General features: G+C 71.0%; 9 protein-coding genes. 5 read left to right on the top strand and 4 right to left on the bottom strand.

The features are described from left to right. Nucleotides 1-2 precede the first annotated feature (2 nt). Nucleotides 3-986, top strand: coding sequence for a GGDEF domain-containing protein (locus tag AKJ08_RS11285; RefSeq protein WP_050726160.1), 984 nt, complete (start codon nucleotides 3-5; stop codon nucleotides 984-986). Next, a complete protein-coding gene (locus AKJ08_RS11280; protein ID WP_050726159.1) occupies nucleotides 967-2,340 on the top strand; it encodes a DUF4388 domain-containing protein in 1,374 nt (457 codons plus the stop codon). The genes AKJ08_RS11285 and AKJ08_RS11280 overlap by 20 nt, the downstream gene beginning before the upstream one ends. Here AKJ08_RS11280 and AKJ08_RS11275 read toward each other — a convergent pair. The 4 genes from AKJ08_RS11275 to AKJ08_RS11260 all read right to left on the bottom strand — a co-directional run bounded on the left by AKJ08_RS11275 (nucleotide 2,337) and on the right by AKJ08_RS11260 (nucleotide 6,611). Further along, nucleotides 2,337-3,242 (bottom strand): helix-turn-helix transcriptional regulator, encoded by a 906-nt coding sequence (locus AKJ08_RS11275; RefSeq protein WP_050726158.1) that lies wholly within the window; start codon nucleotides 3,240-3,242, stop codon nucleotides 2,337-2,339. The two genes, AKJ08_RS11280 and AKJ08_RS11275, sit on opposite strands and share 4 nt — an antisense overlap. 84 nt (nucleotides 3,243-3,326) lie before the next feature. After that, on the bottom strand, nucleotides 3,327-3,644 hold the full coding sequence (locus tag AKJ08_RS11270; RefSeq protein ID WP_050726157.1) for a hypothetical protein: 318 nt from the start codon (nucleotides 3,642-3,644) through the stop codon (nucleotides 3,327-3,329). Nucleotides 3,645-3,756: 112 nt separating this feature from the next. Then, a complete protein-coding gene (locus AKJ08_RS11265; protein WP_050726156.1) occupies nucleotides 3,757-5,064 on the bottom strand; it encodes a M16 family metallopeptidase in 1,308 nt (435 codons plus the stop codon). Then, a complete protein-coding gene (locus tag AKJ08_RS11260; protein ID WP_050726155.1) occupies nucleotides 5,061-6,611 on the bottom strand; it encodes a sensor histidine kinase in 1,551 nt (516 codons plus the stop codon). Before AKJ08_RS11260 ends, AKJ08_RS11265 begins: the two co-directional genes overlap by 4 nt. Before the next feature lie 217 nt (nucleotides 6,612-6,828). On the opposite strand from AKJ08_RS11260, the gene AKJ08_RS11255 reads away from it, so the two are divergent. Genes AKJ08_RS11255 through AKJ08_RS11245 form a run of 3 tightly spaced genes read left to right on the top strand, consistent with a single transcriptional unit; the run spans nucleotide 6,829 to nucleotide 11,289 of the window. After that, nucleotides 6,829-8,550, top strand: coding sequence for a PEGA domain-containing protein (locus AKJ08_RS11255; RefSeq protein ID WP_050726154.1), 1,722 nt, complete (start codon nucleotides 6,829-6,831; stop codon nucleotides 8,548-8,550). Between the two features lie 48 nt (nucleotides 8,551-8,598). Then, nucleotides 8,599-10,194: a Kelch repeat-containing protein gene (locus AKJ08_RS11250; protein WP_050726153.1), complete on the top strand. Its 1,596-nt coding sequence runs from the start codon at nucleotides 8,599-8,601 to the stop codon at nucleotides 10,192-10,194. A gap of 27 nt (nucleotides 10,195-10,221) precedes the next feature. Further along, the gene (locus tag AKJ08_RS11245) at nucleotides 10,222-11,289 is read left to right on the top strand and encodes a hypothetical protein (protein WP_050726152.1); all 1,068 of its coding nucleotides are present in this window, start codon (nucleotides 10,222-10,224) and stop codon (nucleotides 11,287-11,289) included. Nucleotides 11,290-11,437: the final 148 nt, after the last annotated feature.

Here is an 11,437-nt window from a genome sequence, read left to right as displayed (position 1 = left end):
CCGTGCATCCGGCTCGTCTCCCGGACCTGCGCGATCCCGAGACGGGCGCGCATGGGCCGTCGTTCTTCGGGGAATATGCGGCGAAGGAGGTCCAGCGCGCCCAGCGCTATGGGCGCTCCTTTGCGCTCGTGCTCCTCCGGGTGGACGCGCTCCCGATGCTCCAGAAGACGCTGGGTGCCGAGGCCGCCCGCTCCCTGCTCCGCGGGATCGCCGGCGCGGTCGGCCGGGTGGCCCGCGACGTGGACGTGGTGGCGAGGCTCTCGGACGACGAGCTCGTCGTGCTGCTCCCCGAGACGGATCACTTCGGCGCGCTGATGTTCCAGCGAAGGGCCCTCGCCGCCGCGGAGGAGGACCTCGCCAGCCGCGGAATCGCCGGCGCCCAGGTCGTGGCCCTGGAGCCCGGCGCAGCCACCCACGGCCGCGACGGCCGGGACGTGGACTCGCTCCTCCACCGCTGCCGCGAGCGCAGCCGCCTCGGCCGGCTCTCGCCGGCGGTGGAGCTCCGGAAGCGGAACCTGGACTTCTGGCAGAGCGTCGACCACGTCCTCGACCCCGGGGGGCCCGAGGATCCCTCGAGCCGGCGCCTCGCCATGAGCCCCTCCCTGTTTCGATCGATCCGCGCGGAGATCCTCCGAGAGGTCGCGCGGGAGGGCGAGGGCAGGGGGCTGGTCTTTTCCACGTCCGGGCCCAAGGAGCACGCCGACTGGCTTCCCCTCCTCGAGGCCCTCCCCCGTGGAGCGGGCTCGTGGGGCGTCCACCTCTTCGGGAGGCGGGGCCCTTCGGCCCTGGTGCATCCGGCTCTCACTCCGGTCTACGTCGACGCGGAGGATCCCTGCTGCCGCCACGAGCTCCTGCTCTTCCTCTCCGAGCAGTCGTCGTATGCGCTGGTGCGGCGGGACGACCTCGCCTTCCACACGAGCGATCCCCCCCTCGTCGACTCCCTCGTGACGCGCCTCCAGCGGACCTATGATCTCCACACCTTCTAGCGCACAGGGCCGGACGATCCTCATCGCCGATCCGGACGCCGAGGCGGTTCGGAGGATCGGCCCGCTCCTGCGCGATCGCGGCTTCCAGATCCACGCGGCGAGCGACGGATCCCAGGCGCTGCAGCTCACCCTCCTCCGGCACCCGGACCTGGTGCTCATCGACGAGGCGTGCGGGCTGATCGAGCCGTCGGCCTTCGTCCGGATCCTTCGCAGCAACCCGCGCACCGAGGCGATCCCGGTCCTCCTGACCGGCCGCAACCCGGCGCCGGCGCTCCTCTCCGACGTGGAAGGGAGCCTGCGAAAGCCCTATCGGCAGGACGAGCTCCTGGGCCGGATCGATCAGCTCCTGCGCGGGGCGCGGGGAGCGGCCCCCGATCCCGAGAGCGAGCTGCGGGGGCGCCTCACGCATCTGAAGCTCCCCGACCTCCTCCAGGCCTTCGCGATCAACCGGCGCACGTGCAGGTTGATCGTCCGGGGCGCCTCCGCCTCGGGCGAGGTCGACGTCGTCGAAGGCCGGATCTACGACGCCCGCATGTCCGGAATCGTCGGTCTCAAGGCCGTCTACCGCCTGCTCGTGCAGGAGGAGGGGAGCTTCGAGGTGCACGCCGGGCGCGCGGACGTTGCCGACCGGTTCGGGTTGAGCCTGGACCGCCTCCTCCTCGACGCCCTCCACCACTCCGACGAGCTCGCGCGGGTGACGGAGAGGCTCCCGGGCCGGAGCGAACGCCTCGAGCTCGCGGTGGAGGGCGGCGCCCTCGCCGGCTCGGCCGCGCAGATCGCCGCCCGGCTCCGGCAGGGGAGCGGCACCGTGGCGGAGCTCCTGGATCGCTGCGAATCGGTCGATCTCGAGGCGGCTCAGGCCTTGGATGCGCTCCTTCGAGATGGGGCGGTGAGGCGCGCCTCCGGCCCCGCCGCCGCGACCGAGGCGCCGCTCCTGGACCCCTCTGAGCTCCACGCGCTCCGGCAGCGGATCCTCCGGTCGCGACCGTCGAGCCGGGTACTGAAGGTGCTCGTCGCCTTCACGGATGAGGCAGGCTTCGACCGGGCGATCGCGCACCTCGCGAGGCTCCCGGGCTTCGGCCGATCCGCCGATCCCGGCGAGCTCGGGACCTTCGCGACGATCGATCTCGGCGAGGAGGTCGTCCTCGACCTCGTCGGGATCCGTCTAGAGGCCGGCCTCCGCCCGCTGTGGGCGCCGCTGGCCGCAGGTGCCCTGGGCGTCACCAGCCTCGACACCGGTCCCGGCTTCGGAGAGCTCGCGGAGGTCCTCGGCGCATCGGGCGTCCCCTTGCGCCTGGCGGCTCCCGACCCGGTCGCGGCCCTCCGGGAGCTCCTCGGCGCCGCTTTGGTCTAGGAAAGCCCGCCTAGGAGGGCGCGCAAGGGTCCCGCGCCGCCCACGCCGGCCTTCTTGTAGATCCGGCGGCGGCGCTCGCGAATGGTGTCGGGAGAGACCTCGTCCAGCCGTGCGGCCTCCTTCGACGGGCGGCCCTGGAGGATGTGGGTCAGCTCGTGGCGCTCGGTGAGGGTGAGCCCCCACGTCCTCACCAGCCGGTCGAACCGCGCTGCGCGCAGCTTCTCCTCCGGATCCGCCGCCTGGACGAGCTGGGCGCCGTTGGGGAGGGGCGACAGCACGAGGCCGGGGAGCGAGAGCTCGCCGCGCGCTGCGGCCTCGATCCGGGTGGAGATCAGCAGCGTCTTCGGGCTCAGGAAGGCCGAGCCGAGCTGCGCGCCGTCCGTGAGCCCCATCGCGCTCCAGAGCGCCAGGTTCGCCCAGGCCAGCTCTCGCTTCTCGAGCAGGGCGAAGGGCAGGCCGGTCTGGCGCCCGATCCCGTCGAGGAGCGCGATCGAAGGATGGACTGCGGGCGGAGGCCTCTCGAGCGCCTCCGAGATCGCGCGGCGGACGGCCGGGTCCGATGCGCTCCCGCCGAAGGCGAGGGCGAGGGTGCGCCATCGCCCCGACTCCCCGTGGAGCACCAGCAGCTTCGGCTGGCCGTGGTCGTCGTCGACTGCGACGAAGTGCGTGCGCGCCGGACCGGGGACGGGCTCGAGATCGGCTGCGAGCGCCGCCTGCTTCACCGCCACGAGCCAGGCCTCGCCGGAGATCCCGTGGTTCGCCACCGACGACGGCCCGAGGAAGGGCGCGTCCAGGTCGGCGAGGAGGCCGGCCGGAGCGCCGCTCGCGCGCATGAATCCTCGCAGGGCCGACTGGAGCCAGTCCCTCGAGATCGGGCCACGACCGCTTCCGATCGGTTCCATCGGGCTCCCCCGTGTTGCGAAGCCGGAATAGTAACCAGGAAACGGTCCGGGGAACACTGCCGCCGGTGCCGGTTCCGTCCAGGCTTAGTTAGGGAGGTCGTTCGGCAGAGCCGCTCGTACGGCCGGCATGCGGTGCAGGAGCTGCCACTCCGCGTCGTCGAGGAGGGCCGTGCGTACGCCCGAGGCGATGGGGATCTCCAGCCGGACCCGGCCTCGATCGCGGGCGAGCCCCGGCGGCTTCGGCGCGGCGGCGATGTCGCGGGCGATGGATCGCAGGCGCCGCGCGATCCGGAGGGCCTGCTTGCCCTCCGGGCTCGCGAACGTGTGGAAATGCCGGTTGCGCGAGAGCGCCGGGCCTTCGTGGGTGAGCCGTTCCACCAGCCTGTAGACGAATGCGTGCATCTCGATCCGCCCCGGGGCCGCAGCGATGGGAGGAGTCTCCCGCTCCTCGCTGCCGTTCTCCAGGGACCTGGTGGGTCAGAACGTCCGGTGCTCCCGGGTTTATTTGGCCCGATTACTTGGGAAGGGGCAGCTCGGACGCCTGGCGCTTCAGCTTCTGCTCCGCCCGGCCCCCGCCCCGCCCCACGAGCATCATGTGGAGGTTCGACCGGGAGAAGATCTTCGTGCAGACCCGGCGGAGGTCGTCCGCCGTCACCGCCTCCACCCGCGCCACCCTCTCCTCGAAGGTCTCCGCTGGACGCCAGAGCTCCGTTCCGCCGAACCAGCCGGCGAGATCCGACGCGCTGTCCAGCGCGAACTCGAGGCCCATGCGGTAGCGGCGCTTGGCGCGATCGAGCTCGGCGGCCGTGGGGCCGTCGGAGGCGAAGCCCCCGAGGACGTCGCCGATCGTCGCGAGGACCGTGGGGACCTTCTGGTGGGCGCAGGCCACCTCGACCTCGAAGAGCGAGAGGTCCGAGTAGGTGTCGATGCCGGCGTGGAGCGCGTAGGCGAGCCCCCTCTTCTCGACGACCTCGAAGGGAAGCCGCGAGGAGAGGCCGTCGTCGAGGATGCGGCGGGCGAGGAGGAGGGCGGGGAAGTCCGGGTCGTGCTCCGGCGGCGCCAGGAAGTTGAGGCGCATCTCGGTCTGCTGCGAGTCCTCGTGATCGAGCAGGTTGACGGTGGGGCCCGGCGGCGGGGGAAGCGGGAGCGCCTCTGCCGGAGGCTCCCCGGCGGCAGGCAGCCTGCCGAAGTGCCGCTCCGCGAGCTCGAGCACCTGGCTCCGGGAGATCGGGCCCGCGCAGGCGAGGACCAGGTTCGGACCCACGTACATCCGCCGGTGGTGCTCGCGCAGATCCTCGAGGCCGATCCGCTTCACGGTCTTGGGCGTGCCGGCGATCTTGTGGGCGAGGCCGTTCCCGGCGAAGAGCATCGCCTTCGAGAGGTTGTCGATGTCGATGTCCCTGCCGGTCTCGTCCACCTCGTCGAGCATCTCCTCCAGGATGATCTGGCGCTCGGTCTCGATCTGGACGAGGCGAGGCGTGGCGAGCATGTCGCCGATCACTTCGAAGCCCACCTCGAGCTGGCCGGGGTGCAGGGGCGTGTAGTAATAGCCGTGGTCACGCGTGGTGATGCCGTTCAGGTTCCCACCCGCCTCCTCCACGCGCGCGTTCATCTCCACCGTGTCGCGGTAGCGCTCGGAGCCCCGGAAGAACATGTGCTCCAGGAAGTGCGAGATCCCCATGAGCTCGGAGCTCTCGTGGCGGCTGCCGGAGCGCACGTAGACCGAGAGGATCGCGGAGTGGAGGTGCGGCGTCTCGACCGTGACGACGCGCAGGCCGTTCGGGAGGGTGTCCTTCGTGTGGAGGAGGGGAGGAAGGCTCAAGCCAGGTACTCCGGGGTGGGCAGGTGGACGGTGAACGTGGTGCCCGAGGTGGGCCCGCTCTCGCAGCTCACGCGGCCGTGGTGTTGGGCGATGATCTGCTGGGTGAGCGAGAGGCCGAGGCCGGTCCCGCCGCTCTTGGTGGTGAAGAAGGGGTCGAAGATCCGCTCGAGGGCCTGGGGCGGAACGCCAGGGCCGGAGTCGTGGATCGAGAGCTCGATCCCGTCTCCATCCGACCGCCCCGCCAGCTTGAGCGTGCCGCCTCCGGCCATGGCCTCCCGGGAGTTCCGGACCAGGTTGAGGAGGGCCTGCCGGAGCTGGTTCTCGTCGACCTCCGCGGGGAGCGTCTCCGGCAGGTCGAGCTCCACCGCGATCCCGGCCTCGTCGAGCTCGGGCTTCACGAAGGCCACGAGATCCCGCACCAGGGCCACGACGTCCTCCCGGACCAGCTCGGGCTTGGGCAGGCGGGCGAAGCGGAGGTAGTCCTCGGTGACGTCGGCGAGGCGATCGACCTCGCGCCCGATGGCGGCGCAGAGCCTCCGGGCCTCGGCTGCGTTCGGGAGCTCAGCGGGGAGCTCCTCCGCAAGCAGCTCGGTGTTCAGGCCGATCGAGGAGAGCGGGTTGCGGATCTCGTGGGTGATCTGCGCGGCCATCCGGCCCACGGTGGCGAGCTTCTCGGCCAGGACGAGCTCCTCCTGCTTCTCCTGGAGCTCCCGCTCCCGTGCCTGCAGCGAGGCGGCCATCTGGTTGAAGGCCCGGGCGAGGACGCCCACCTCGTTCGCCGCCCGGGTCGGGACCTGCGCGGTGTAGTCGCCGTCGCCGATCCGCACCGCCGCCCGGGTGAGGGGTCGGATCGGAGAGAGCAGACGCTGGGAGAGGAGGGTGGCGAGGATCCCCAGGGCGATGGCGGCCATGGAGAAGCCGATGATCGCCCAGGACGAGCTCCGCTCGGTGGCCTGGGCCTCCTTCACCCGCTCCTGGATCCGGCCCTCGAGGGCATGGCTCAAGAGGCGGAGCGAGCGATCGATCCGGCGCTCGGTCCGCTTGAGCTCCTTGCCGCGCTCGTCAGGGGCCGGCGCCACTTCGGAGGACTCGGCCTCGGTGGATTCGAGGGCGGCGAAGAAGGTGTCGGCCTCCGCGTCGTAGACGTCGTAGTCCCGCGAGATCTCGGCGAGCCTCCCCTCGATCTCGTCGAGGAAGGGCTTCTCCTTCGCACCGCTCAGCCTGCGAGTCTCGGTGACGAGGAGCCCGCCCTGGGCGAGCTTTTCCCGGACGATCCGCGGATAGTAGAGGCGGGCGAGCTTGATCAGGATCCGCTGGGCCCGGGGATCCTTCTCCTCGATCAGGCGGTCGGTGTCCCGCTGCTTGTTCTTGTGGAAGGTCTCGAGCTGGGCGGCCACCTTGGTCAGGGGCAGGTAGCCCTCGGACACCAGCCGGATGTCGGCGCCCACCGCGTGCATCCGCCAGACGGCGAACGAGCTCACCGCCCCGAAGATCGAGACGACGGCGGCGAAGACGAGGAAGATCCGGGTGGCGATGGACAGGCGCACGTCGTCTCAACAGAGGAGCCCTGGCGAACGATCCGGGGCGGCGCCCCGCCGAATTCCGCGTTCGCGAGTATCCGAGCGTCCTATCACACCGGACGTCGGCGAACGATGCGCCACGTCGAAGGTCGTTTGACTCCGGAACGCGGCAGGCCATAGACTCGCCCTCCCAAATCCTTGAAACGACCGGCCAATCCCCTGGCCGGCAAGGGAGCGAGAGCACGTGAACCCGAGCCGCAAGTTCGCCCCGATCGCCGCCGCGATCGCCGTGGCGGTGTCCATCGCGCCCGCGGTCGCGATGGCCGACAAGGTCAAGGTCGTGGTGGTGCCGTACGCGCCGCTCTTCGACAGCATCCCCCGCGCAACGGGCGAGCAGATCGCCGCGACCCTCGAAGACGGCCTCGGTGCCAACGGCGGCGTCAAGCTCGTGAAGCTCCCGAAAGAGGCCGGCGGTGCCGGCGGCGGGGCGAAGAAGGCGACGGCGGAGCAGACCAAGGCGGTCGAAGCGGCCCGCGCGGACCTCGCCAGGGGCAAGGAGCTCCTCGCGAGCCGGAAGATGAAGCCCGCTCTCGACGCCTTCACCCAGGCCGTCTCGGAGATGGAGTCCAACTTCATCGCGGTCGAGGACATCGATCCGCTGGTCGACGCCTATCTCAAGCAGGCGGTCGCCCTCTTCCGCATGGGGCGCGAGGGCCAGGCCGCCCAGGGTCCCCTCGTGAAGGCGATCCGCGTGCAGCCCTCGCTCCGGATCGCCGCCGGTGACGAGTACGACCAGGTCTTCGTGGATCTCTACGAGAAGGTCCGCGGCGGGCTCGCCGCCGAAGGCACGGGCTCGCTGCGCGTCGACACCACCCCGCCGGGCGCCGGCGTGTGGATCGACGGTCGGGAAGCCGCCACCAGCCCCGTGCTCGTGGCCGGGCTCCTCCCGGGCGTGCACTACGTGAAGATCAAGCTGCCGAGCACCGATCCGTACGTGGAGCGGGTCGAGATTCGCAAGGACGAGCTCTTCCGGATCACGCCCGACGACGGCTCGAAGAAGGAGGGCGCCGTCGCCTCGCTCATCACCAAGCTCACGCACAACGACCTCGACGCCGACGCCAGGGCCCAGGTCGCGGCGGTCGCCAAGCAGACGGGCGCGCAGGTCGTGGTGATCGGCGGTGCGTACGCCAAGGGCGCCAACATGGGCATCGTCTCCTTCGCCTTCCACGTGAAGGAGGGGACGTTCTCCGAGCTGCAGCCGGTGACCCTCGACCGCGACATGCTCGGCGCCAGCATCGAGATCAACAAGGTCGCCAAGCAGATCGGCGACTCGCTCGCCGCCCCCGGCGCCGCGACCGAGCTCCCGCGGGCCATCGCCGCCGATGCCAAGGCCGGTGCGGAGAAGATCCACGAGGTCGACTTCGCCGTGAACCTCACCCCGGCGGCGCCGAAGGGCGACGATCGGGGCGGCAAGGGGCCGATCGCTCCCGCGTCCGGGCCTCGTCGCCCGGTGGGTGGCCAGAAGACCCCGGCGGGCGGGGGCGGGACGGCGCCCGAGGCGTCCGCGGCTCCGGCTGCGGGACCGACGGCGCCCGCAGCTGCGGCTCCGGCTCCGAAGGAGGACTTCGCCTTCGCCCCGCCGGCCAAGCCTGCCGCTCCTGCTGTGGTGGAGAAGAAGCCCGAGGTCGCCTCCCAGGATTTCCTGCTCCCGACCCGCGGCGAGGACTTCGGCGCGCCGCCCCCGAAGGTGGAGGAGCCGCAGAAGAAGACCTACAAGTTCGCCGGTGGCGCCAGCATCGAGGACGAGACGGTCTTCGAGCAGAGCCAGGTGACGAAGAGCAGCGGCGGCCTCCTCTCGAAGTGGTGGTTCTGGACGGGCGCTGCGGCAGTCGCCGGTGGCGTCGCCGGTCTCGCCCTCGCGTCTGGTGGAAACAGCGGGGCGACTCCCCACATGAGCTGGCGGTAGTCGCCCGATCTTCGCTTTGTCGCGTCTCGTGACACAGGACCCGATCTCATGAACGTCTCGCGCATCCTGCGCGGTGCCTCCAGCACCGCGCTCCTCTTCCTCGCGGCCTGCGGCGGCGAGTCCTCGTTCGACATCGAGCTCGTCACCAGGGACTGCCAGGAGACCATCGAGCACCTGGCCGCGAGGCAAGGGACGATGACAGTGGTGGTCTCCGGCGACGGAATGTCGGACATCAAGAGGGAAGGGGTGAACTTCAGCGACGGCGCCCTCGACCTCCCCGAGGTTCCCGTCGGCTCGAACCGGGTGGTCACCGTCAGCGTCTTCGAAGGGAAGAATCTGTCGGCCCGTGGCCGGTCCGAGCCCTTCGAGGTGACGTCCTCCGGGGCGCCCAGCGTTCGAGTGCAGCTCTTCCGGGCCAACGCCTTCACCACCTGGGGCGAATGGGAGAACGACACGACGTGCAAGCCGGTCCGCCTCGCCGGCCCGCGCGCAGGACACACCGCCACCCGTCTCAAGGATGGCCGCGTCCTGATCGCAGGCGGTTTTTCGAGCCTCGACAAGGCAGGGACCGGGGCCGGTTACCTCAGCACTGCCGAGATCTTCGATCCCGTGACCGGTGCGATCTCCAGCGCGGGTACGGTCGTGCCGCACGCTTTCGCGCAGAGCGTCCTCCTGCGCGACGGCCGGGTGCTGATCGTCGGCGGGACCGAGATGAAGGACCAGGTCGAGGAGGTCACGGACACCGCTTCGATCTTCGATCCCGCGACCGGCGCATGGTCCCAGGTCAAGCTGCAGAACGCTCGGAAGGGGCACACCGTCACGCTGGTCGCCGAGAATGGACCGTTGCTCGTGGTCGGCGGCGTCGGCGCCGACGGCAAGGTCGTCGAGACCATCGAGGTCTTCGACGCGAAGGCGAACACCTTCTCCCCGGTCAAAGGCGCTGCGAAGCTCGCGCGGGCCTACCACGTCGCAGCGAACGTCGGCCTGAACAATGCCGCAGTCGAGATTGCGGGCGGAATCGACGACAGCGGCGTGCCGGAGACCAGGTCCCAGTTCATCGTCTGGAACCGTGACGTCGACACCATCACGGTGAGCAACCAGACGGTTGCGCTCCCGACCGGGACCGTGCGATCGGGCGTCGCTCTCTTCGACCTCGGGAATGCCGGCAGGCGTCTCGGTGTGATCGGCGGGGCCAAGACCTGGACGCCCGAGGCCGGGAAGCCGGGCGTCGGCAAGCCGTCGGGCGCGTCCAACGAGGCGCAGTGGATCGGAACGGACCCCTCCCAGAACAAATCCGGCACGCTCGGCCTCAAAGCCGGGGCCCGCGTGAATCCGTGTGTTGTTGGGCTCGACGCCAAGCGGGCGCTGGTGCTCGGGGGGTTCTCCGAGACCCAGGCCTTCGTTCCGGGCGCCGAAGTCCTCGCGTGGCAGGATCCGCCGAAGGGCTCGAACGCCGAGCCGACCTTCGGCTCGGACAAGACGGAGAAACTCCGTGACGATGGCCGGGGCTACACCAGCTGCACCGACCTCGGCGATGGTCGGGTGCTGGTCGTCGGCGGGATTGGCAAGGGCGGCGCGGCTGTATCCACCGCGGAAATCTACCTCGCGCAGCCGCCTCCTGCGTCGGAACAGCCGGCGCAGTAGGCGTCAGGCGTCATTTTCGGGAACGAAATGGAAGCAACCACGATCATCGTTGCCGTGGCCGCGCTCGTCGCTGCCATCGTAGGCTGGACGTCTCGCAACAAGCTCGCAGACGAGCTCGAAAAGGTGAACGCGGACCGCGAGAAGCTGCGGTCCAACGCCGCCACCGCCCGCAAGGCGGCCGAGCGGGTGAGCGAAGACAAGAAGGGAAGGTCGGAGGAGCTCTCCTCGTCCAGGGACAAGCTGCGGGAGGCGAAGAAGCGCTTGCACGACGTCTCGGAGGAGGCGAAGCGCTCGCGCGAGCTCGCCAACGCGAGGGCGGACGAGGTCCGTCAGGTCGAGCAGCAGCTCGCCTCGGTGCGCGAGGAGAACTCGCAGCTCGCCGAGGAGCTCCGCCGCCGGCAGGACGAGGCCGAGCGCCCCCGCGGCAGGCGGCCGGAGGCCCCCGTGGCCGTTGCCGTGCCCGTGCCGCCCCCGGCTCCGGTCGAGCTCACGCCCGCTCAGGTGGACGAGCGGCTCGTGGAGATGGGCCGCAAGGTGACCGAGGCAGACGAGCGGGTGCAGGAGGCCGAGCGCCGGGTGCGCGACGCCGAGAAGCGTGCGCAGGAGTCCCGCCGCCTCGGCGAGGAGGCCCGCGAGGAGGCCAGGCGCGCCAAGGGGCGCGCCGAGGCCAACAACCGGGTCTACCTGGTGGTGAAGGGCGAGGCCGAGCTGTGGAAGGCCAAGTTCGGCGGCCTCGAGCAGCGCTGGAACGAGCTCTGGAGGGAGCTCGAGGGGATCGGCTGGAAGCCTCGCACGCCGAAAGACGTCGCGGCGCCCCGCCCCTCTGGCCCGACGAAGCCGGGTGCGCGCCGTGGTCCTCGCCGCGATCCCGCCCGTCCGCGGCGCGGCGAGGGGACTCCGGCCGGCGCCGACCAGGGCGTGGAGCTCGCCAGCGAGGCTGCCGAGATCGACAGCGCCCCGCAGGCGGTGGCCGTCGTCGAGTCCGACGCGGCTGCGAGCTCGACCGAGGGAACCGGGGATGCCGCGCCCCTGCTCGCCGCAGGCGCCGAGGGTATGGCCTCCGACGATCGGCAAGAGCGCGGCCCGACCGCCTGACCCGAGCACCAGGCGCTGCGCCGAGCGAGCTCGTGAGGGAATTCTCGCGCTCGCAGGTGCAGCTCCGGCAAGAGGCCGCCCGATGGGCGGCCTCGCCGATCGAAGGGGATGCACCTCCGGCAGGAGTGCTGCCTGGCAGGCTGGGGCC

It is taken from the genome of Vulgatibacter incomptus (genome assembly GCF_001263175.1).
GTDB lineage: Bacteria > Myxococcota > Myxococcia > Myxococcales > Vulgatibacteraceae > Vulgatibacter > Vulgatibacter incomptus.
Note: the sequence above shows the minus strand (reverse complement) of the source record. Positions and strands in the feature narration are given on the sequence as shown.